Source organism: Kitasatospora sp. NPDC004614 (assembly GCF_042873675.1).
Classification (GTDB): domain Bacteria; phylum Actinomycetota; class Actinomycetes; order Streptomycetales; family Streptomycetaceae; genus Kitasatospora.
Window position 1 is genome coordinate 593822 of sequence record NZ_JBIALR010000001.1, and the last position, 21721, is coordinate 615542.

The following is a 21721-nucleotide window of genomic DNA, read 5'->3' on the forward strand; positions in this document are numbered from 1 at the left end:
GTGGAAGTCCCGTCCGGAGTGGGGAGTTCACTTCGGGCGGAGGAGGGGAGGTCGAGCGCGTGCGGGTGGGCACTGCGGCGCATGTCGGCATCCCGCTGCCCTCCGGACCCCGCCGCTGGCCCCCTGCCCCCGTCCCGACCGCTTCCCCGGCCGCCTGCGGCACGCCGGGCACAGCCGACCCGTGGAAGTCCCGTCCGGAGTGGGGAGTTCACTTCGGGCGGAGGAGGGGAGGTCGAGCGCGTGCGGGTGGGCACTGCGGCGCATGTCGGCATCCCGCCGTCCTCCGGACCCCGCCGCCGGTCCCCTGCCCCCGTCCCGACCGCTTCCCGGCCGTCCGCGGCACGCCGGGCGCAGCCGACCCGCAGAAGTCCCGTCCGGAGAGGGGAGTTCACTCCGCGCGGGGGAGCCGGGCGGCCAGTGAGGTGAGGAGCAGGCCGAGTGCGAGCGGGTAGGCGCTGCGGCGCATGTCGGCATCCCGCCGCCCTTCGGCCCCTGCCGCCGTCGCCCTGCTCCCGCCCCCACGGCGGACCGCCGGTGGCACGCCGGGCGCAGCGGATCCGCAGAAGTCCCGTCCGGAGAGGGGGGGTCACTCCGCGCGGGGGAGCCGGGCGGCCAGTGAGGTGAGGAGCAGGTCGAGCGCCAGCGGGTAGGCGCTGCGGCGCATGTCGGCATCCCGCCGTCCTCCGGCCCCCGCCGCCGTCGCCCTGCTCCCGCCCCCACGGCGGACCGCCGGTGGCACGCCGGGCGCAGCGGATCCGCAGAAGTCCCGTTCGGAGAGGGGGGTTCACTGCTGCTGGGGGAGGCGGGCGGCCAGTGAGGTGAGGAGCAGGTCGAGCGCCAGCGGGTAGGCGCTGCGGCGCATGTCGGCGGCGAGCAGGTGGGTGGTGGCGGCGATGTGGGGGTGGGTGGTGGGGGAGAGGGTGCGGTAGGCGGTGTCCCAGACGGCGAGGTCGGCGTGCTGGGCGGGCGCGGGGAGGGCGAGCATCGCGGAGTCGAGGACGGCGAAGCCCAGGGCCTGGTCGATGAAGGCGTGGTACAGGCTGACGGCGTCCGGGTCGGGGAAGCCCGCGTCGCGCAGGATGCCGAGCATGGTTTCGATGGCGCGGATCTCGTTGGCGCGGCCGGTGGTGCGGTACGCGGCGAGGACGGCGGCCTGCGGGTGGGCGAGTGAGTGGGCGTGGATGCGCAGGCCGACCTCGCGCAGGTCGGCCTGCCAGTCGCCGGTGGGCTGCCAGCCGTGCAGGCCGCGGCCGATGAGTTCGTCGGCGACGGCGAGCAGCAGGTCGTCCGCGCTGTGGAAGTAGCGGTAGACCGCGCTCGGGTCCGCGCCGAGCGCCGCGCCGAGGCGGCGGACGGTGAACGCCTGTGCGCCGTGCTGGCCGACCAGGCGCAGCGCGGTGTCGATGATGACCTGCTCGGAGAGCACGGTGCCCTGCTTGGTGGGGCGCCGCCGCCGGCGTGCGGCCTCGGGGACGACTCGATCGCTCATGGTCGTCGAGCTTACGACAACAGCATTGACGTGTGAAGCGGAGCGCAGGTTTCATGGCGTGCCACCGGCCCTCCCGCCGGAGCACCCCCCACCCCGGCGCGCCGCCTGCTTCGCGGCCCGCCGTCGCACCTCCGCGCCCGCCGCCGAACCCGGCCGAAGCGCCCCCAACTCGCGCCCGCCGCACGGGCGTTCCCCCATGACTGAATCGGCGGTGACCCCTTGGCAACGATGCTCAAGGACAACGGCAGCAGTACCTCCACCCCGGACGCGATGCGCAAGTCGGTCGGCGTCGGCGCGGTGGTGGTGATCGCCGCGTCCAGCACGGCCGCCACCACCTCGATCGGCATCGGCCTGGGCCTGATGGCGGGCGTGGTCGGGCTGCACCTGCCGGCCATCATGCTGCTGGCGTTCCTGCCGGTGCTGGGCATCGCCTGCGGCTACGGGCGGCTCAACCGGGTCGAGCCGGACGCGGGCAGCTCGTACCGCTGGGTGGGCCGGGTGCTGAGCCCCTGGCTGGGCTTCCTGACCGGCTGGGTCAACATCCTCACCACCATCGTCTTCATGGCGTACACCACCACGGTGACCGGCTCGGCGCTCATCCAACTGGTCGGAAAGGCGGGCCTGCACGCGCTGCCCGGCGTGGAGCTGGACGCGGACTCCAGCCTCCAGTGCACACTGATCGGCATGCTGGTGCTGGTGGGCGCGACGGTGGTCGCGGTACGCGGACTCGACCTGGCAGCGGCGTTGCAGAAGTACCTGCTGATCTTCGAGTACGCGGTGCTGATCGCGTTCTGCGGATACGGGCTGATCGCCGGCGACCAGCCGTTCAGCCTGTCCTGGTTCAACCCCTTCGAGCTGACCTCGCTGAGCGCGCTCGCCCAGGGCATGGTGCTGGCGGTGTTCTGCTACTGGGGGTTCGAGTCGGTGTTCAGCGTCGGCGAGGAGGTGCACGACCCGAAGGACGCCACCCGCGGCGGCCTGTGGTCGCTGCTGCTGATGCTCGGCCTGTTCCTGTTCGCCGGCACGGCCTTCCAGCGGGTGCTGCCGCTGGACGAGTTGGCCGACAACGGCGCCACCGGCCTGGCCTACTTCGCCGAGAAGCTCGCCGACCAGCCGCTGGCCGCACTGCCGCTGGTGGCTCTGACCTGCTCGGCGGCGGCCTCGCTGCAGGCCTCGGTGATCCCGACCGCGCGCGGCGCGCTCGCGATGGGCCGCGACGGCACCCTCGGCAAGGTGTGGACGCGCCTGCACCCGCGCCACCGCACCCCGTCCACCGGCACCTGGCTGATCACCGGCATCTCGCTGACGCTGGCCAGTCTGTCGCTGGTGATACCGACCGTCACCGAACTGATCTCGGCGACTGTCAACGCGATCGGCATCGTGGTCGCCCTCTACTACGCGCTGGTGGCGATCGCCTCCGCCGTGCGGTTCCGGCACCTGCTGCGCGAGGACTTCGTCGAGGGGCTGAAGGCGGTCGTCGCACCGCTGCTCGGCGGATCGGTGCTGCTGCTGGTCGGCGGCTACCTCGCCTGGACCTTCTACGACTCCACCGACCACTTCGAACTCGCCGCCGACAACGGCTGGTTCGAGCTCTCGGTGCCGGTGCTGATGATCGGCTCCGGACTGCTGGCCGCGGCCTGGTCGTGCTGGGGGCGCCGCTCGCCGTACTTCACCACCAACAACTGACGTATCGTCACATCCTCTGCGCCACTTGGAGATTCCCGCATGAACCACGCCGACCTGGTCTTCACCGGAGGGCCGATCCACACCGGCGACGCCGCCCGCACCCGGGCCAGCGCGCTGGCCGTCACCGGCGAGCAGATCACCGCCGTCGGCCACGACGAAGTCCGGGACCTGATCGGCCCGGGCACCGAAGTCGTCGACCTGCACGGCAAGTTGCTGATCGCCGGCTTCCAGGACGCGCACATCCACGCGGTCTACGGCGGCAACGAGATGGCCTCCTGCGACCTCACCGGCACCGTCACCGTCGACGAATACCTGCAGCGGATCGGCGAGTACGCGGCCGCCCACCCCGAGAAGGAGTGGATCACCGGCGGCGGCTGGTCGCTGGAGAGCTTCGACGGCGGACTGCCGACCCGGCAGCTGCTCGACCGGGTGGTGCCCGACCGGCCGGTGCTGCTCGCCAACCGCGACCACCACGGCGCCTGGGCCAACTCCCGTGCGCTGGAAGCCGCCGGGCTCGACCGGCACACCCCGGACCCGGCCGACGGCCGGATCGAACGGGAGGCCGACGGCACCCCGAGCGGCATGCTCCAGGAGGGCGCGGTCGGACTGGTCGGCCGGCACGCCCCGTCCGCCACCGCCGCCGACCTCCTGGCCGCCCTGCTGAGCGCCCAGCGGATGCTGCACTCGCGCGGCATCACCGCCTGGCAGGACGCCCTGCTCGGCGAGTTCGGCGGCAACCCCGACCCGTCCGACGCCTACCTCACCGCCGCGCAGGACGGCACGCTGACCGCCCGGGTGGTCGGCGCACTCTGGTGGGACCGCGAGCGCGGCGCCGACCAGATCCCCGAACTCGTCGCCCGCCGCGAGAAGTACAGCCACGGACGGTTCCGCGCCGGGGCGGTGAAGATCATGCAGGACGGCATCGCGGAGAACTTCACCGCCGCCCTCACCAGCCCGTACCTGGACGGCTGCGGCTGTGCCACCGGCAACAGCGGCCTGAGCTTCGTCGACCCGCTCGCGCTGCGCGAACACGTCACCGCACTGGACGCGCTCGACTTCCAGGTGCACTTCCACGCCCTCGGCGACCGCGCCGTCCGCGAGGCACTGGACGCCGTCGAGGCCGCCATCACCGCCAACGGCCGGCGCGGCAACCGCCACCACCTCGCCCACCTGCAACTCGTCCACCCCGACGACGTGCCCCGGTTCGCCGCACTCGGCGCGATCGCCAACATCCAGCCGCTGTGGGCCGCCCACGAACCCCAGATGGACGAACTCACCATCCCCTTCCTCGGCCCCGAACGCGCCGCCTGGCAGTACCCGTTCGGTGACCTCCTGCGCGCCGGCGCCACCCTCGCCGCCGGCAGCGACTGGCCGGTCTCCAGCCCCGTCCCGCTCGAAGGCCTGCACGTCGCCGTCAACCGCCGCGAACCCGAAGCCGACCCCACCACCCCCGTCTTCCTCCCCGACCAGCGCCTCGACCTCGCCACCGCCCTGGCCGCCTACACCTCCGGCACCGCCCACCTCAACCACCTCGACACCACCGGCACCCTCCGCCCCGGCCACCTCGCCGACCTGGTCGTCCTGGACCGCGACCCCTTCGCCGCCCCCGCCGAAGAAATCGCCGAAACCCGCGTCCTGCGGACGTATGTGGGTGGCCGGGCGGTCTTCACCGCAGAGTGAGCGAACGCAGTGTCAGGCTGGGGCGACCCGGCCTGACACGGTGTCCGTTGCCCAGGTTCCGGTGGCGCGCATAGCGTCCGTGCACGCGGGGAGGGCCGGAGTTCAGGGAAGGCAGGGCTGGTGGACATGACCACCGTCAATGGCGGCGTCTCGTTCTGGTATGCGGCGAGTGGGCTGCCCGAGCGGCGGGCGGGGCTGGTGGGGGAGGTGGAGGCGGACGTCTGTGTGGTCGGGGGCGGGTACACCGGGCTGTGGGCCGCCTACTACCTGAAGCAGGCCGCGCCCCAGCTCGAAGTGGTGGTGGTGGAAGGGGAGTTCTGCGGGTACGGGGCGTCCGGGCGCAATGGCGGGTGGCTGTACAACGGGATCGCCGGGCGCGGGCGGTACGCCCGGTCGCACGGGGAGGATGCGGCGCGGCGGCTCCAACTCGCCATGAACGACACGGTGTCGGAGACGCTGCGGGCCGCCGCCGCGGAGGGCATCGACTGCGACGCGCACCGGGGTGGGGTGCTGGAAATCGCCACCTCGCCCGCCCAACTGGCCCGGCTGAAGGAGAGGTTCGCGCACGAGCAGGCGTTCGGCGCGGACCAGGTGGAGTTGCTGAGCGCTGCGGAGACGGCCGAACGGCTGTACGTGCCGGGCGCGTTGGGGGCGACCTGGACGCCGAACGGGGCGCGGGTGCACCCGGCGAAGCTGGTGGTCGGGCTGGCCGCGGCCGTCGAGCGGTCGGGGGTGAGGATCTACGAGTCGACGCCCGTCACCGCGATCGCGCCCCGGAAGGTGAGTACGGCGCGGGGCGGGGTGAAGGCCCGGGTGGTGCTCCGGTGCACGGAGGGCTTCACGGCCAACATCGCGGGCCAGAAGCGCAGTTGGCTGCCGATGAACTCCTCGATGATCGCCACCGAGCCGCTGCCCGCCGAGGTGTGGGAGGCGATCGGCTGGGAAGGCCGCGAGGTGCTCGGCGACGAGGCGCACGCGTACATGTACGCGCAGCGCACCGCCGACGACCGGATCGCGCTCGGCGGTCGCGGCTACCCGTACCGGTACGGCTCGCGGATCGACCAGGACGGTGCCACTCCCGACGGCACGGTGGCCCAACTCCGGGAGATCCTGCGGAAGATGTTCCCGGCCGCGGCCGAGGCCCGGATCGACCACGCCTGGTCCGGCGTGCTCGGCGTGCCGCGCGACTGGTGCGCCACCGTCGCTCTCGATCCGGCGACCGGAGTCGGCTTCGCGGGCGGCTACGTCGGCAGCGGCGTCGCCACCACCAACCTGGCCGGCCGTACGCTGCGCGACCTGACGCTGCGCCACCTCGGCAAGGGCGGGCGGACCGAACTCACCGAGCTGCCCTGGGTCGGCCACCGGGTCCGCCGCTGGGAGCCCGAACCGCTGCGCTGGCTCGGCGTGCACGCGCTGTACGCCGTCTACCGGCACGCCGACCGCCACGAGCACGCCCGCACCTCCGCGCTCGCCACCCTCGCCGACCGGATCAGCGGGCGAGGGTGAGTCGCGGGTGAGCCGCGGATGAGTCGGAGATGAGCCGGGGATGAGCCGCACCGGACAGGTGCGGGTGAGCCGCGGATGAGTCGGAGATGAGCCGGGGATGAGCCGCACCGGACAGGTGCGGGTGAGCCGCGGATGAGTCGGAGATGAGCCAGGGATGAGCCGCACCGGACAGGTGCGGGTGAGCCGCGGATGAGTCGGAGATGAGCCGGGGATGAGCCGCACCGGACAGGCCCTGAGCAGGGCTTCGATGTCCGGATGCCGGAAACGATTCGCACACCTGTCGTGCGGGCGTGATAGGAATCTCCGTCCGGGGCGGCCTCACGGCGGCCCCTGTGGATCGGTACGGCGCAAGGGGACCGTGGGGATGGGACTGTTCGACAGGCTGTTGGGTCGGCTGGGCAAGGGCGCGCCCGCGCTCGACCCGACATTCGGCGACCCGGAGCTGAAGCTGCTGCTGGAACGCGGCCGGGCCGGCGACTGGCCGGGCGTCCGGGCCGTGCTGGAGCAGGCCCGGGACCAGGCCGACCTGGTGCTGATGCTCGACCTGGTCTCCGACCTGTCGGGCAGCGAGGAGTGGCTGGCCCGCGCCGTCGAGCAGGATCCCGAGGATGCCCTCGCGCTGCTGGTCTGCGGTGCGCGGCAGCTGGTCTGGGGCTGGGAGGCCCGTAGCGGCGCCTACGCCAAGTACGTTCGCGAGGAGCAGTGGAGGCTGTTCGGCGAGCGCCTGGAGCGTGCCGAGGAGCAGCTGTTCGAGGTCGCCGAGCGGGAGCCCGACTGGCTGGGCCCCTGGTACTTCCTGCAGGTCACCGGCCGTGGCATCTCCGTCGCGACGGGCGTCGCGACCCAGCGCTTCGACGCCGCCGTGCGTCGCTTTCCGCACCACCCGGCCTCGTACCGGCAGCGGCTGCAGCAGCTGTGCGCGAAGTGGGGCGGCTCGCACGAGGAGATGCACGACTTCGCCCGCACCTCGATGCTCGCCGCCCCGGAGGGCAGCCGGCTCGGCGAACTCGTCGCGCTCGCGCACATCGAGCACTGGCTCAGCCTCGACAACGGCGAGGACGGCCGCTACATCCGCGACGCCGCGGTCGCCCGCTCCCTGCACGAGGCCGCCGAACGCTCCATCTGGCACCCCGGGTTCGTCCGTGACCGGACCTGGATCGGCGCCCACAACGCGTTCGCGATGGCGTTCTCGCTGAGTGGTGAACACCGGGCCGCAGGCCGGGTGTTCACCGAGCTCGACGGCCGCGTCACCAGGTCCCCGTGGCAGTACCTCGGCGACCCGGCGGACGCCTACCGGAGCCGCCGCGCCATCGCCCCGTGACCCGCACCGATTCCAGAAGCGAACCCCGAAGCGAAGGACCCGCCCGGTGACCCCGAACGACCCCAGCGCGCACACCTTCCAGGTGGACCTGCGCGGACTGGTCGACCTGCTCTCCCACCACCTGTACTCCAGCCCGCGCGTCTACCTGCGCGAGCTGCTGCAGAACGCCGTCGACGCGATCACCGCCCGGCAGCAGCTGGACCCGGCCGCGCCGGCCGCGATCACCGTCACCACCGGCGACGAGTTCTCGGTGGCCGACACCGGCGTCGGCCTCACCGAGGCCGACGTGCACACCTTTCTCGCCACCATCGGCCGCAGCTCCAAGCGCACCCCGGACGGCGCCCTGGACGCCGGTCAACTCGCCGACGCCCGCGAGGAGTTCATCGGCCAGTTCGGCATCGGCCTGCTGGCCTGCTTCGTGGTCGCCGACGAGATCACCGTCCGCACCCGCTCCGCCCGCACCCCCGACGCCCCGGTGATCGAATGGCGCGGCCGCTCCGACGGCCGCTACACCATCACCACGCTGCCCGCCTCCGCCCGCCGCGAGCCCGGCACCACCGTCACCCTCACCCCGCGCGCCGACGCCGAGGAGTGGACGTCCACCCGCCGGGTCACCGAACTCGCCCGGCACTACGGCAGCCTGCTGCGCCACCAGGTGACGGTCGTGGACGCGGCCGGGCACCGGACGCGGATCAGCGAGACCCCCGCGCCCTGGGCCCGCCGCCACGACACCCCGGCCGCCCGCCGCGCCGCGCTCACCGCGCACTGCCGCGACACCTTCGACTTCACCCCGCTCGACACCATCGAGCTCGACCTGCCGCTGGTCGGCCTCAGCGGCGTCGCCTACGTGCTGCCCGAGGCCGTCCCGCCGTCCCGCCGCGCCGGGCACCGGGTGCACCTCAAGGGCATGCTGCTCTCCGACCAGGCCGACGAACTGCTGCCCGACTGGGCGTTCTTCGTGCGCTGCGTGGTCGACGCCGAGCGCCTGCGCCCCACCGCCTCCCGCGAGGCGCTGTACGCCGACGAGACACTCGCCGCCGTCCGCGAGGCGCTCGGGCTGCGGATCCGCGACTGGCTGACCGGCCTGTCCGCGTCCGACCCGGCGCTGCTGCACCGCTTCCTGTCCGTGCACCACCTGGCCGTCAAGTCGCTGGCCCGGCACGACGACCAGCTACTGCGGATGCTGCTGCCCTGGCTGCCGTTCGAGACCACCGACGGCAACGTCACGCTCGACGAGTTCGCCCGCGCCCACCCCGTCATCCTGGTCACCCGCACCGTCGAGGAGTTCCGTCAGGTCGCCCCGATCGCCGGCGCCGCCGGCCTCGGCGTCGTCAACGGCGGCTACACCTACGACCGCGACCTGGTGCACCGGCTGCCCGAGATCCGCACCGGCACCACCGTCGCCGACCTCGACCCGGCCACCGTCACCGCACACCTCGACAACGTCGACCAGGCCACCGAACTCGCCGCCGCCGCGTTCCTCGCCACCGCCCGCGAAGCACTCGGCCGGTTCGACTGCGACGTCGCGCTGCGCACCTTCCACCCCAGCAGCGCCCCCGCCCTGCTGCTCGACGACCGGGAAGCCCGGCACGAGCGCACCCGCAGCCAACTCGCCGACCAGGCCGACGGGTTGTGGGCCGACATCCTCGGCTCGCTGGGCAGCTCGGTGCCGCGCGCCCAGCTCGTCCTGAACCACCTCAACCCGCTGGTCCGCCGCGCCGCAGCGATCCGCAACCCCGAACTCGCCACCACCACCGTCGAAGCGCTGTACGGCCAGGCCCTGCTGCTCACCCGGCGCCCACTCAAGGCGAGCGAATCCGCCCTGCTCAACCGCTCGTTCCTCGCCCTGCTCGACCACGCCATGCTCGGCCACGAGCCCACCACGCCGCACCGGGAGCCGTGATGCTCGACACCATCGACGCCGTCCGCGCCGCCCTGCGCGCCAACGACGAACAGCCGCACGGCCGGCAGCGCACCGTCACCGCCGAGGAACTCGCCGACGCCGCCGAGCAGTTCGACGACCCCGAGCTGCTCGCCTACGCCCTCCTCGACCTGATGGAGGCGTACGAGAACGACGCCGAACGGCGCAAGCTCCCGGTGGTCTTCGCCCGGATCGTCACCCTGCGTAAGAAGCACCCCGAAGGCTTCGACGGCTGGGCCGAACGGGCCACCGACTGGCGCTACAAGTGGGTCGCGCACGCCCTGCGCAGCGTCCCGGACGTCCCGCTGGAGGCGGTCCGCCGCTGGCACGGCGAACTGCGCGAGCACTACCGCACCGCCGGCCACGACCTGCAGCCCTACTACGGCGAGCAGTACCACCTCGCCGCGCTCACCGGCCAGGGCGCCGAGAACGCCTTCGACCTGTGGGCCGGCCGCTCGCGCTCCTCGCTCAGCGACTGCCGCGCCTGCGAACTGCGCGCCCAGGCAAAGCACTTCGTCCGCCTCGGCAACGACGCGCGGGCGCTGGAGACATGGCGTCCGGTGCTGGACGGCGAACAGTCCTGCGGCGAGGAGCCGCACGTCAGCCGCGCCCACGCACTGCTGCCGCTGCTGCGGGCCGGCCGCACCGACGAGGCCCGCTCCTGCCACCTCACCGGCTACCGGTGGGCCCGCGGCCGCGCCCGCGCCGCCGAGGAGATAGGCCTGCACCTGGAGTTCTGCGCCCTCACCGGCAACGAACCGCGCGGCCTGGAGATCCTCGCCGACAACCGCGACCTGTTCGGCCGGCACGGCGATCCACTGGCCCGCCTGCACTTCCTGACCGGCACCCAGCAGTTGCTCGCCCGGCTCGCCGCCACCGGCCACGGCGACGTCCCGGTGGCCGGCCCGCCCGGCAGGAACTGGACCGTCACCGCGCTGCTCACCGAGCTCGGCACCGAGGGCGACGCGCTCGCCGCCCGCTTCGACGACCGGGGCGGCACCACCGCCGTCGGCGACGCCCGCCGCGAACGCCTGGCCCGCACCCCGCTGTTCGCCGAACCGCTCGCCCTCGGCCTGCGCGCCGCCACCCCTGTGCCCGCGCCGGTGCCCGCCGCCGCCCAGCCTGCGGAGAGCGCCCCCGCCGCCACCGAGACGCTGCCCGAACTCGTCGCCCGCGCCCGCGAGTTGCACGAGCAGCGGCACCCCGAGGCGCTCGCCCTGTGGCGGCGCATCGACGCCCTGGTCGGCGCCGACGGCTACCGGCACCCCGACGACCCCGACCTCGGGTCGCTCGCCCTGCTGCGCGCCGAGATCGCCGAACAGCGCGCCCGCCGCGACGGCCTGAGCGACGACGAACTGGCCGCGCACTTCACCGAGGCCGCCGAGCACTACGAGCAGGCCGACCGCCCCGCCCAGGCCCTCGGCTGCCGCGCCCTCGCCGCCGCCCTGCCCGAGCAGGACGCCGACACCGACGCCGCGACCACGGCGGAGCTCGACCGGATGGAGGAGCGGGCCCGCGAGCTCGTCGAGGCCGGGGCCACCCGGGCCGGCGACGCCCTGCTCACCGTGCTGAACGCCAAGGCCGTCGTCGCGATCCGCCAGGACCTGCCGGACGCCCACCAGTACGCCGCCAACGGCCCCGAACCGTGCGACCTCAGCCGCGCCGAGGCCGCCGTCACCCGCCTGCGCGAGGAGGCCGCCCGGCAGGACGACACCCTGATGGAGGTCACCGCCCGGCAACTCCTCGCCCGCGCCTACTTCCTGACCGGCCGCAAGCAGGAGAGCGCCGAGCTGATCCGGGAGTCCGAGCGCCGGATCGAGGCCGCGGGCCTCCCGTGGAAGCTGGTCGGCATCCACGGCTGGCTGGCCGAAATCGCCCTGGATGCCCAAGAGTTGGACCGCGCCGAGGAACTCGCCCAGCGCGGGCTGAAGCTCGCCGCCCAGTACGGCGACCGCACCGCCGTCCCCGCCCGGGTGCAACTGCTGCTGGCCCGGGTGCACCTCGCCCGCGACGAGTACGAGTCCGCCGCCCGCGCGTTCACCGAGGCCGCCGCCCGCCACGACCACGCCGGGCAGGCCGACGAGGCCGCCTCCGCCCGCGGCCGGCTCGGCCAGGTGCTGGCCGCCGCCGGCCGGTTCTCCGACGCCGCCGCCGTCCTGGAAGCCGTCCGCCTGGAGCCCGGCTTCGCCGACCTCGCCATCCACGAACAGGTGCACATCCGGCTCAACCTCGCCCGCACCCTGCGCGAACTCGACGAACACCGGGACTCCGCCGAGGAGTTCCTGCGCGTCGCCGACATCGCCGCCGGGTGGGACGACCGCGAGATGCACACCATCGTCGCCTGCGAGGCCGCCGTCGCCCTGGCCCGCACCGGCCAGTGGCCCGCCGCCGACCTTGCCCGGCAGCGCGCCCTCGACAGCCACCGCACCGCACCTCACGCCGACGCCGCCTTCGACATGCTGCTGCGCCTCGCCCGGTTCACCGCCGACACCCGCGGCCCGGACGGCGAGGACGAAGCCGTCGCCCGGCTCGCCGAGGCGGCCGAACTGGTCGAAGCCGCCCGGCGGGACGGCCACGCACTCGCCTGCGACAGCGCCGAAGGCAGCCTGCACGACACCCGCGCCCGCACCCTGATCGGCCTCCGGCGCCCCGAGGAGGCCCTCGCCGAGATGGAGCTGGCGATCGAGGCGTTCGGCGCCGCCGGCCCCGAGGGCCACCTCGCCCGCGCCGAATCGATCCGCTACGCGGCCCTGATCGAGGGCAGCCGCCTCGACCGCACCCAGGAGGCACTGACCAGGCTGGAGGCCGCCAGCGCCTGGTGCCGCGAGATCGGCGAACCGCAGGCCGCCGAAGTCCTCGACGGCCTGCACGCCCACCTGCGCCGCCAGCACTGACCCGTTGGTGTGCGGACGGCCCGCCGGGGATCCAACTCCCGGCGGGCCGTTCGTCCTTGGAAGCACGGCTACTTGCCGCGCAGCACCGCCTGCTCGAAGTCCCGGAAGGCGCCCTCCATCTGCCACTCCAGCGCCGCCTTCGGGTTCTCCCGCAGCAGCGCCGCGCACGCGCCCGTCGGCGTCGTCCCCAGCGGGCGGTCCTGGCACTCCGCCACCGGCAGGTACCCGTCGCGGTCCTTCCACAGGCTGCGCCCGGCGACGAAGCCGTACTCCAGCGAGGTGCGCGCCAGGTCCTTCAAGTCCCGGTAGCTCAACCGGTAGGTCAGGGCAGCCCGGACGTACTCGTGGGTGATGTCGATCCGCTCCACCCCGGGGTCGTCCGTGGACAGCGCCACCGGCACGCCGTTCTTCCGGTACAGCGCGATCGGGTGGTCCTGGCCGGAGACCTGGAGGATCTGCTCGTTGGAGGTGAGCGGCACCTCGATCAGCACCTTGCGCTCGGCCAGGGTGCGCAGCAGCTCCGCCGAATCGTCCTCCTGCGCCACGTCGACGCCGTGCCCGATCCGCTCGGCGTGGCCGGTCAGCACCGCCTGGCGGATGTGGAAACGCAGGTCCTCGGGCTTGACCAGGCCCGGCACCAACTCGCCCGCGTGCAGGCTGATGTGGGCGTTCGGGTAGAACGGGTGCAGGAAGTCCAGCATCCGCATCTGGAGGCTGTAGTTGTCCAGCGCGGCCCGGTGGTCCTCCGGCTGCACCAGGTTCACGGCGACGAACCGCTCGTCCTGCGAGGCGAGTTCCATGCCGAGCAGCAGCTCGGTGAAGACCCGCGCCGGGCCGGCCGCCCGGGACACCTGGGACTGGACCCGCACCGTCACCGCGCAGCCCGGGCGGGCCTGCTTGGTGCCGCACTGCTCGGTGTCCTGGTACTCGGCCGTCGCGTGGTCGAGGTCGGCGCGGGCCTGGTCCACCAGCCGCTGGACCTGGCCGTCCGCCAGCAGCTTCTCGCGCAGCGCCGTGAAGTCCGGGTCGAAGCCGACCTTCGCCGCCAGCGCCGCCGGCCCGCCGAAGGCCGGCGTCACCATGGTCTCCAGGTACATCTGGTGCTGGGCGGCCATGGTGTCGGTGACCTCGGCCAGCATTCGGCCCGGGTGGCGCCAGCTGGCCTCGCCGAACTTGCCGAAGGTGGCGAAGAAGTGGTCGTGGCCGGACTCCTCACCCGGCGTGAAGTCCTGCATCGACCAGGCGCGGATCACCTGGGCGCGGAACTCCTGGTCGGTGACCGCGTCCTTCGCGGGGCGGGCGGTGCCCTCGCACGGGCCGGTCGCCGCGACGAACGTCCCCGAGTCGATGCACAGTTCGTCCTCGGCGGCCAGCTGGATCAGCAGTTCGGTCGACACCGCACCCGACAGATGATTGTGCAGGTCACCGCCCTTGGGCAGGGCCCGCAGGAAGGCGTCCAGCCGGGCCGGGTCCTGCCGGATGCCGTCCAGGTAGGCGGCGACCCTTCCCTCCATCGGGCGCCCGCCGGGCAGTGGCGCCCCGGCCCGGGCGGGGGCCAGCGGCGCGAGCAGTGCCGCGCAGGCGACGAGAGCGGCCGTGGTGGTACGGCGTAGCGAGATCATGGACGTCATGCTGACGATCCGTCAGGTGCCGTACCACGTACGGCCGCTCGTGTCGCGCGGCACCATCCGAAAGAGTGGCGGCCGGGTCTCTCAGGCCTTCGCCAGCACCTCGCCCACCAGGCCGCGGGCCTCGTCCTGGACCTTCGTCAGATGGTCGGCGCCGAGGAAGCTCTCCGCGTAGATCTTGTACACGTCCTCGGTGCCGGACGGGCGGGCCGCGAACCAGGCGTTCTCGGTGCGGACCTTCAGGCCGCCGATCGCCGCGCCGTTGCCCGGGGCGTGAGTGAGGACGGCGGTGATCGGCTCACCGGCCAGCGTGCCGGCGGTGACCCGGGACGCGTCGAGCGCCGCCAGGGCGGCCTTCTGCTCACGGTCGGCGGGGGCGTCCACCCGGGCGTAGACCGGGTCGCCGTGCCGGGCGGTGAGGTCGCGGTAGTGCTCGGACGGGGTGCGGTTGGTGACGGCGGTGATCTCGGAGGCCAGCAGGGCGAGCAGGATGCCGTCCTTGTCGGTGGTCCACGGCGAGCCGTCGAGGCGCAGGAACGACGCCCCGGCCGACTCCTCGCCGCCGAACGCCACCGTCCCGTTCAGCAGCCCGTCCACGAACCACTTGAAGCCGACCGGGACTTCGAGCAGCTCCCGGCCGAGCGCACCGGCCACCCGGTCGATCATCGAGGAGGACACCAGCGTCTTGCCGACCGCGGCCGCCGCCGGCCAGCCGTCACGGTGCCGGAACAGGTAGTCGATGGCGACGGCCAGATAGTGGTTCGGGTTCATCAACCCGCCGTCGGGGGTGACGATGCCGTGCCGGTCGGCGTCCGCGTCGTTGCTGGTGGCCAGCGTGAACGCGTCCCGCTTGCCGATCAACGAGGCCATCGCGTAGGGGGAGGAGCAGTCCATCCGGATCTTCCCGTCCCAGTCCAGCGTCATGAACCGCCAGGTCGGATCGGTCAGCGGGTTGACCACCGTCAGGTCAAGCCGGTGCGTCTCGGCGATCCGCCCCCAGTACGCGACGGACGCGCCGCCCAGCGGGTCCGCGCCGATCCGCACGCCCGCCGCCCGCACCGCGTCCAGGTCCAGGACGGCCGGCAGATCGTTCACGTACCCGCCGAGGAAGTCGTAACGCCCGGTGGTGCCGGCCGCCAACGCCCGGGCGTACGGCACTCGTTGGACGTCCTTCAGCCCCGCCGCCAGCAACTCGTTGGCGCGGCGCTCGATCCAGCCGGTCGCGGTCGAATCGGCCGGGCCGCCGTGCGGCGGGTTGTACTTGAACCCGCCGTCACCGGGCGGGTTGTGCGAGGGCGTCACCACGATGCCGTCCGCGAGCGCTGACGGACGGGGGCGGCCGGTGGCCCGGTTGTGGGTGAGGACGGCGTGCGAGACCGCGGGCGTCGGGGTGTAGCCGTCCGCCGAGTCCAGCAGCACCGTCACACCGTTCGCCGCCAGCACCTCCAGCGTGGTGACCCGGGCCGGCTCGGACAGCGCGTGGGTGTCGATGCCGAGGAACAGCGGCCCTGTGGTGCCCTGTTCGGCCCGGTAGTCGCAGATCGCCTGCGCTGTCGCCGCGATGTGGTCCTCGTTGAACGCCGCCCGCACCGAGGAACCCCGGTGACCGGACGTGCCGAACGCCACCCGCTGCCCCACCTCCGCCGGGTCCGGATGCAGCGCGTAGTAGGCCGTCACCAGGCGAGCGACGTCGATCAGATCCTGCGGCTGCGCCGGCTGCCCGGCCCGTGCGTGCACCATCGTGGCTCTCTCCTCGGTCGGTACGGCAAGGATGCCTGCCGACCATGATGCGGGCCACACCGCGCCAACTGCGGGAACGCGACAGCGAAGCCGACGACGGCTCAGCGCTTGCGGCCCCGCGCCGACGACGGCTCAGCGCTTGCGGCCCCGCGCCGACGACGGCTCAGCGCTTGCGGCCCCGCTTCGCCTGGCCCTGCTTCGCCTGGCCCTGCTTCGCCTGGCCCTGCCGGGTGGTGGCGGCGCGCTGGCCCGGCCGCGGCTTCTGCTGCCGACCGCCCGGCTGCGCCTGGGACTTGGCGGGAGCCTTCTTCGCCGCGGGCTGCTTCTTCGCGGGCTCGGTGGCGGCCCGGCCGCGGGAGCTGTTCGCGGTGCGGCCGCGCACGATGCCGATGAACTCCTCGACCAGGTCGGTGGTCGCCTCCTCCGGCCAGGCCAGCGCCACCTGCGACTGCGGGACGTCCGCCAGCACGCGGTAGGTCAGGTCGCGCCGGTGGTGCAGCCGGGCCAGCGACTGCGGCACCGCCAGCACGCCGACGTTCGCCGCCACCAGCTCGATCGCGTCGGCCGTGGTCTCCGGACGTTCGAACGCCGGGCGTCCCGGCAGCCCCTCCGGCCACTCCAGCACGTCGTCCTGCGGGTGGAAGACGATCTCCTCCGCGAGGTCCGCGACCGAGACCTCCTCGGCGGCGCCCTCGGCGGCGGCCAGCCAGTGGTCCTTCGGGAACACCACCACGGTGGTCTCGGTGTACAGCGGGATCGCGCTCAGCACCGTCCGGTCCACCGGCAGCCGCACCAGGCCCGCGTCCGCGCCGCCCGACAGCAGAAGCTGGTTGCCGGCGACGGGCGTGGACTGCAACAGTTCCAGCGGGACGCCGGGCAGTCGCTCACCCCACACCCGCAGCCACTTGGTCGGCGTCACACCGGGCACGTACACCAGGCGGAAGGAAGGGGAAGGCTGCTCGATCTCGGTCACACCGTCCAGGCTACCTACCGTGACCTGGGCAGGTGCGCGCTCCCTATACCCTTGGTGCATGACTACGCCCAAGCCCAAGAGCTCCCAGACCATGAAGCCCGCGACTGCGGCCAAGAAGCTGGGGATCTACCTGGCGGCGACCCCCGCCGAGTTCCAGGCGGGCGTCGTCTCCCGCGACGAGCTCAACGCCATGCAGGCCACCCCGCCGCAGTGGCTCGCCGACCTGCGCCGCAACGGCCCGCACCCGCGCCAGACGGTCGCCGCCCGCCTCGGCATCTCCGTCACCGGCCTCAACCGGGCCGGCATCGCCGAGGCGCTCACCACCGAGCAGATCGACGCCCTCCGCGAGGAGAACCCCGACTGGCTGCAGCGCGAGCGCACCATCCAGGCCGAGGTCCGCAAGGAGGCCCAGCGGCTCAAGGACAAGCCGGCGCCGAAGAAGAAGTAACCCCGGTACTCACGCGCGGGGCGGTTCGTCCGCCCCGCGCGTTCTTGCGTCAGCTGCCGGTCTTCGCGCCCGCGATGAGCTTGGTGAAGTCCACCGTGTCGCTCTCGTTCGGGGCGGTGGCCGCGACCGCGGTGCCGTAGTCGGAGTAGGTCGCCGTCGCGGTGATCTCGCCGGCCTTGCTCTGCATCTGCTCGACCTTCTTCACCAGCAGGTTGTCACCGGTGACCCACACCTCGATGTGGTCGCTGGTGATCCCGGCGGTGGTGAACTGCTTCTGCAGCGCGTCCGCCTGCTCCTGGGTGAGCCCCTTGGCGGTGGCCTGCGCGATGTCGGTCACCGACAGGTCACCGCTGTACTTGGTGGCCTGGGCGCCGTTCACGGTCTCCGTCCCGGCCTTGGTGACCTTGCCGGAGGCGATCAGGGCCCGCACCGAGGCGACCGGGTCGGAGCTCTGCAGCTGGCTCTTCAGGCTGTCGCCGGCCGGGCCCATCAGCCGGGCGAGGTCCGCGTAGTTGTACTTGATCCAGTGCGCGCCGCCGAGCTGGGAAGCCATCGCCGAGCCCATGTTGACGTACATGGCGTCGCTCAGATAGCGCGCCGTGAAGTTGCCGTCACTGCCGGCCTTGGCGAGGTTCTCGGCCATCGCCCCGCCCATGGTGCCGGTCAGCTCGCCCAGGAGACCGTGCTCCCAGGAGATCGCGCCCTTCACGGTGGTGGCCTTGCCGGTGCCGACCTGCATGGTGACCTCGGACTTGGCGGACTTGGCCGCGGTGGTCTTCTCGCCCACCAGCGCGAGCGCCGCGGCGGGCGCCAGCTCGGGGGCCGAGGAGGTGGCCGCGCCGCCCTTGTTGCTTACGACATTGCCGTCGGCGTCCTTGTTGCCGCAGGCGGTCGCGGTCAGTGCGAGCACGACGGCGGTGGCGGCGAGGAACGTACGTCCGGTCCTGAACATTCTGGTTCTCCCCCTGGAAACGGTCCCGTACCGCTCCCATCTCTTTCGTGGCGGACTCTAGCTCACGGCGGAGACAACCCCGCAGGGGGTTTCCCGTCCACCCTGCGGCGGGCTTCGCGGCGACCGTGCGGGGGGCTCGCGGCGACCCTCCGGATGTTGCATTGCGATGCTTCATGTTCGAAGATGTTTGATGTGATGGTCGAACCGAGAGGGAGCGCCGCCGTGCACAAGACGGTGACCAAGCTGGCCGACGGCCGCGAACTGGTCTACTACGACACCGAGCCCGCCGTGCGCGACGCGGTCGACGCGCGGCCGCTGGACCCGGCGGCCAGCGCCTCCGAAGTCCGGGTCGACCCGTTCACCGGCGACGCGGTCACCATTGCCGCGCACCGGCAGGGCCGCACCTACCACCCGCCGGCCGACGAATGCCCGCTCTGCCCGTCACGGGACGGCCGGCTCAGCGAAGTACCCGCCGCGGACTACCAGGTGGCGGTGTTCGAGAACCGCTTCCCGTCGCTGGCCGGCTCCTCCGCCGCACGCGTCACCCCCTGGTCGGACGGCCCGTACACGCTCACGCCCGGCACCGGACGGTGCGAGGTGGTCTGCTTCACCCCCGACCACGGCGCGTCCTTCGCCGACCTGACCGAACAGCAGGCCCGCCTGGTCCTCGACGCCTGGACCGACCGCACCGCCGAACTGCACACCCGCGCCGACGTCCGCCAGGTCTACTGCTTCGAGAACCGCGGCGCCGACATCGGCGTCACCCTCGGCCACCCGCACGGCCAGATCTACGCCCTCCCGTTCACCACCCCCCGCACCGCCCAGGCCATCGCCAAGGTCACCGAGTACGCACGCGCCACCGGCCGCAACCTGTACGACGACGTCCTCGCCGCCGAACGCGCCACCCTCGGCCACCCCGACACCCGCGTGGTCCTGACCGGCGACCACTGGACGGCATTCGTCCCGTTCGCCGCCCGCTGGCCCTACGAGGTGCACCTGTACCCCAACCGCCGGGTCGCCGACCTCACCGAACTCGACGAGCCGGCCCGCGCCGAATTCCCCCGGATCTACCTCGACCTGCTGCGCCGCTTCGACCGCCTCTTCCCCGAACCGGCCCCCTACATCGCCGCCTGGCACCAGTCGCCGCGCCCCGCCGAGGCCGAACTCGCCCTCCACCTCGAGCTGTTCACCATCCGCCGGACGGCCGGCAAGCTCAAGTACCTGGCCGGCACCGAATCCGGCATGGGCGCATTCATGAACGACATCCGCCCCGAGACCGCCGCCCGCACGCTGCGCGAGATCTAGGCTCCTTTTACGCGAAGCCCCGCCCGGGGAAGGGAAGTTCCCGGGCGGGGCTTCGTTCTCTGTTTCCTACTTGACGCGGTGGGCGCCCTGCGACGGGACCGCCGGGAACACGTACGGGTCGACGAACCCGGCCCCGGCGAACGCGGCGCGTACGGCCTGTTCGACGGCGTCCAGCCGGTCGGTGTCGACCAGGGCCAGCACCGAACCGCCGAAGCCGCCGCCCATCATCCGGGCACCCAGCGCGCCGGCCGCGTTCGCGGCGGACACCGCCAGGTCGGTCTCCGGGCAGGACACCCGGTAGTCGTCGCGCAGCGAGGCGTGCCCCGCGGTCAGCACCGGGCCGAGCGCCCGCGGCTCGCCCGCGTCCAGCAGCCGGATGGTGTCCAGCACCCGCTGGTCCTCCGTCACCACGTGCCGCACCAGCGGCCGCAGTTCGGCGGGCAGCTTCTCCTCGGCCGCCGCCAGCTCCGCGATGCCGATGTCGCGCAGCGCCCGCACGCCCAGCAGCCCGGCCGCCCGCTCGCAGCCCGCCCGCAGGGCGGCGTACGCGCCGTCGCCCAGGTCGTGCTTGACCCGGGTGTCGATCACCAGCAGCGACAGGCCGACGGCGGGCAGGTCGAGCGGCACCTGGCGGCCGGTCAGCGTCCGGGTGTCCAGGAAGAACGCGTGACCGGCGACGCAGCAGCTGGACGCCATCTGGTCGAGCGCGCCGCACGGCACACCCACGAAGTCGTTCTCGGCTCGCTGGGCGAGCAGCGCCCGGGTCGGGGCGTCCAGGCCGAGACCGAACAGCTCGTCCAGGGCGATCGCGGTGGCGCACTCCAGCGCCGCCGAGGAGGACAGGCCCGCGCCGGTCGGCACGTCCGAGGTGAACGCCAGGTCCGCGCCGCCCACCGGGTGACCGGCCTGCGCCAGCGCCCAGAACACGCCCGCCGGGTACGCCGCCCAGCCCGGCACCGCGCCCGGCGCGAGGCCCTCGAGGTCCAGCTCGGTGACCTTCCCGTCGCCCTGCACGCTGGTCAGCCGGATCCGGCCGTCGGTGCGGCGGCGGGCCGCGACCCGGGTGGTGTGCGGGAGCGCCGCCGGCAGCACGAACCCCTCGTTGTAGTCAGTGTGTTCACCGATCACATTGATCCGGCCGGGCGCGGCCCACACGCCGTCGGGGGCGTCACCGTAGGCGGCGGCGAAGGCTTCGGCGGCGTCGGTGGTCATCGGGCAACTCCAGCGGGCAATCGCGGGTCTGGTGAGACAGTCAACACATTCAAACACACAGCACCAGACCCGAACAGCGTCCAACCCGTCGACTATGCTGGCGGCTCCCCAACACCCCGGCGGAGGACCAAGTGACCGACGGCGTACTGCTCGCCGCCCAGCGACGAGCGCTGATCCTGGACCAGGTACGCCGGGACGGAGCCGTCAAGGTCGCCGAACTCGTCGACCGGCTCGGCGTCTCCGACATGACCGTCCGCCGCGACCTCGACGCCCTCGCCCGCACCGGCGCCGTCCGCAAGGTCTACGGCGGAGCCGTCGCCCGCACCGCCACAGCAGAAGAACCGGCCTTCGAAGCCAAGTCCGGCCTGGAGACCGACACCAAGGCCGCACTCGCCGAAGCCGCCGCCGCCCAGGTCCAGCCCGGCAGCGTGGTCGCCCTCTCGGCCGGCACCACCACCTACGCCGTCGCCACCCGCCTGCTCGACATCCCCGGCCTCACCGTCGTCACCAACTCCCTCCCCGTCGCCGAACTCCTCCGCACCCACACCGCCGAGGACGGCCCTGACCTCCTCCTCACCGGCGGCGCCCCCACCCGCTCCGCCGCACTCGTCGGCCCCCTCGCCGACCAGGCCATCCGCTCCCTGCACGTCGACCTCCTCATCATCGGCGCCCACGGAGTCAGCGAACACGCCGGCCTCACCACCCCCAACCTCGCCGAGGCCCAGACCAACCGCGCCCTCATCGCCTCCGCCCACCGCACCGTCGCGGTCGCCGACCACACCAAATGGGGCATCGTCGGCCTCAGCAGCTTCGCCGCCCTCACCGACCTCGACTGCTTCATCACCGACCACGAAATCCCGGCGGACGCCCGCGTCAGCCTCACCGAATCCTGCGGCGAGCTGCTGATCGTCTGAGCTCGCCGGCCAAGACCAGGGTGTGCCCGGCGGGAGCAAGTTCGAGCAAGTT

The 21721-nt window shown here is 73.1% G+C and carries 15 protein-coding genes; 9 read left to right on the forward strand and 6 right to left on the reverse strand.

Features of this window, described 5'->3' with window-relative positions; translation table 11 throughout:
- Positions 1 to 784: 784 nt before the first annotated feature.
- Positions 785 to 1489: a TetR/AcrR family transcriptional regulator gene (locus tag ACFYST_RS02475; protein ID WP_387635456.1), complete on the reverse strand. Its 705-nt coding sequence runs from the start codon at positions 1487 to 1489 to the stop codon at positions 785 to 787.
- Positions 1490 to 1717: 228 nt separating this feature from the next.
- On the opposite strand from ACFYST_RS02475, the gene ACFYST_RS02480 reads away from it, so the two are divergent.
- The 6 genes from ACFYST_RS02480 (at position 1718) to ACFYST_RS02505 (ending at position 12497) form a co-directional block, all read left to right on the forward strand.
- Entirely contained in the window at positions 1718 to 3175 is a 1458-nt protein-coding gene (locus tag ACFYST_RS02480; protein ID WP_387860062.1) for an APC family permease, read from the forward strand.
- A gap of 39 nt (positions 3176 to 3214) precedes the next feature.
- Positions 3215 to 4855: an amidohydrolase gene (locus ACFYST_RS02485; protein WP_387859345.1), complete on the forward strand. Its 1641-nt coding sequence runs from the start codon at positions 3215 to 3217 to the stop codon at positions 4853 to 4855.
- A gap of 126 nt (positions 4856 to 4981) precedes the next feature.
- Entirely contained in the window at positions 4982 to 6361 is a 1380-nt protein-coding gene (locus tag ACFYST_RS02490) for an NAD(P)/FAD-dependent oxidoreductase (protein WP_387859346.1), read from the forward strand.
- 364 nt (positions 6362 to 6725) lie between these two features.
- Positions 6726 to 7682: a hypothetical protein gene (locus ACFYST_RS02495; RefSeq protein ID WP_387635435.1), complete on the forward strand. Its 957-nt coding sequence runs from the start codon at positions 6726 to 6728 to the stop codon at positions 7680 to 7682.
- Between the two features lie 46 nt (positions 7683 to 7728).
- Positions 7729 to 9585 carry an HSP90 family protein gene (locus ACFYST_RS02500; RefSeq protein WP_387859348.1) on the forward strand — a complete coding sequence of 619 codons (1857 nt, stop codon included), beginning with the start codon at positions 7729 to 7731 and terminating at the stop codon, positions 9583 to 9585.
- Positions 9585 to 12497 carry a hypothetical protein gene (locus ACFYST_RS02505; RefSeq protein WP_387859350.1) on the forward strand — a complete coding sequence of 971 codons (2913 nt, stop codon included), beginning with the start codon at positions 9585 to 9587 and terminating at the stop codon, positions 12495 to 12497. Before ACFYST_RS02500 ends, ACFYST_RS02505 begins: the two co-directional genes overlap by 1 nt.
- Positions 12498 to 12565: 68 nt before the next feature.
- On the opposite strand, the gene ACFYST_RS02510 is transcribed toward ACFYST_RS02505, so the two are convergent.
- From ACFYST_RS02510 to ACFYST_RS02520, 3 genes are all read right to left on the reverse strand, one after another.
- Positions 12566 to 14128, reverse strand: a complete 1563-nt coding sequence (locus tag ACFYST_RS02510) for an adenosine deaminase (protein WP_387859351.1) — start codon at positions 14126 to 14128, stop codon at positions 12566 to 12568.
- 81 nt (positions 14129 to 14209) lie between these two features.
- The gene (pgm, locus tag ACFYST_RS02515; RefSeq protein ID WP_387859352.1) at positions 14210 to 15865 is read right to left on the reverse strand and encodes a phosphoglucomutase (alpha-D-glucose-1,6-bisphosphate-dependent); all 1656 of its coding nucleotides are present in this window, start codon (positions 15863 to 15865) and stop codon (positions 14210 to 14212) included.
- 163 nt (positions 15866 to 16028) lie between these two features.
- A complete protein-coding gene (locus ACFYST_RS02520) occupies positions 16029 to 16838 on the reverse strand; it encodes a LysR substrate-binding domain-containing protein (protein ID WP_387859354.1) in 810 nt (269 codons plus the stop codon).
- 58 nt (positions 16839 to 16896) lie between these two features.
- Between ACFYST_RS02520 and ACFYST_RS02525 the strand changes: the two genes are divergently transcribed.
- A complete protein-coding gene (locus ACFYST_RS02525; protein ID WP_387635420.1) occupies positions 16897 to 17286 on the forward strand; it encodes a DUF5997 family protein in 390 nt (129 codons plus the stop codon).
- A gap of 49 nt (positions 17287 to 17335) precedes the next feature.
- On the opposite strand, the gene ACFYST_RS02530 is transcribed toward ACFYST_RS02525, so the two are convergent.
- Complete coding sequence (locus ACFYST_RS02530) at positions 17336 to 18238, reverse strand: hypothetical protein (RefSeq protein WP_387859356.1); 903 nt, start codon at positions 18236 to 18238, stop codon at positions 17336 to 17338.
- A 222-nt stretch (positions 18239 to 18460) separates the two neighbouring features.
- Between ACFYST_RS02530 and galT the strand changes: the two genes are divergently transcribed.
- Positions 18461 to 19543, forward strand: a complete 1083-nt coding sequence (gene galT, locus ACFYST_RS02535; RefSeq protein WP_387859357.1) for a galactose-1-phosphate uridylyltransferase — start codon at positions 18461 to 18463, stop codon at positions 19541 to 19543.
- Positions 19544 to 19609: 66 nt separating this feature from the next.
- On the opposite strand, the gene galK is transcribed toward galT, so the two are convergent.
- Complete coding sequence (galK, locus tag ACFYST_RS02540; RefSeq protein WP_387635412.1) at positions 19610 to 20755, reverse strand: galactokinase; 1146 nt, start codon at positions 20753 to 20755, stop codon at positions 19610 to 19612.
- A 131-nt stretch (positions 20756 to 20886) separates the two neighbouring features.
- Here galK and ACFYST_RS02545 point away from each other — a divergent pair, with 131 nt between their 5' ends.
- Positions 20887 to 21669 (forward strand): DeoR/GlpR family DNA-binding transcription regulator, encoded by a 783-nt coding sequence (locus tag ACFYST_RS02545; RefSeq protein WP_387635410.1) that lies wholly within the window; start codon positions 20887 to 20889, stop codon positions 21667 to 21669.
- Positions 21670 to 21721: the final 52 nt, after the last annotated feature.

What these genes read in the sequence shown, in the direction of transcription:
- ACFYST_RS02475 (WP_387635456.1), bottom strand. Translation starts at nt 1,489, where the DNA reads ATGAGCGATCGAGTCGTCCCCGAGGCCGCACGCCGGCGGCGGCGCCCC.
- ACFYST_RS02480 (WP_387860062.1), top strand. Translation starts at nt 1,718, where the DNA reads ATGCTCAAGGACAACGGCAGCAGTACCTCCACCCCGGACGCGATGCGC.
- ACFYST_RS02485 (WP_387859345.1), top strand. Translation starts at nt 3,215, where the DNA reads ATGAACCACGCCGACCTGGTCTTCACCGGAGGGCCGATCCACACCGGC.
- ACFYST_RS02490 (WP_387859346.1), top strand. Translation starts at nt 4,982, where the DNA reads ATGACCACCGTCAATGGCGGCGTCTCGTTCTGGTATGCGGCGAGTGGG.
- ACFYST_RS02495 (WP_387635435.1), top strand. Translation starts at nt 6,726, where the DNA reads ATGGGACTGTTCGACAGGCTGTTGGGTCGGCTGGGCAAGGGCGCGCCC.
- ACFYST_RS02505 (WP_387859350.1), top strand. Translation starts at nt 9,585, where the DNA reads ATGCTCGACACCATCGACGCCGTCCGCGCCGCCCTGCGCGCCAACGAC.
- ACFYST_RS02510 (WP_387859351.1), bottom strand. Translation starts at nt 14,128, where the DNA reads ATGACGTCCATGATCTCGCTACGCCGTACCACCACGGCCGCTCTCGTC.
- pgm (WP_387859352.1), bottom strand. Translation starts at nt 15,865, where the DNA reads ATGGTGCACGCACGGGCCGGGCAGCCGGCGCAGCCGCAGGATCTGATC.
- ACFYST_RS02525 (WP_387635420.1), top strand. Translation starts at nt 16,897, where the DNA reads ATGACTACGCCCAAGCCCAAGAGCTCCCAGACCATGAAGCCCGCGACT.
- ACFYST_RS02530 (WP_387859356.1), bottom strand. Translation starts at nt 18,238, where the DNA reads ATGTTCAGGACCGGACGTACGTTCCTCGCCGCCACCGCCGTCGTGCTC.
- galK (WP_387635412.1), bottom strand. Translation starts at nt 20,755, where the DNA reads ATGACCACCGACGCCGCCGAAGCCTTCGCCGCCGCCTACGGTGACGCC.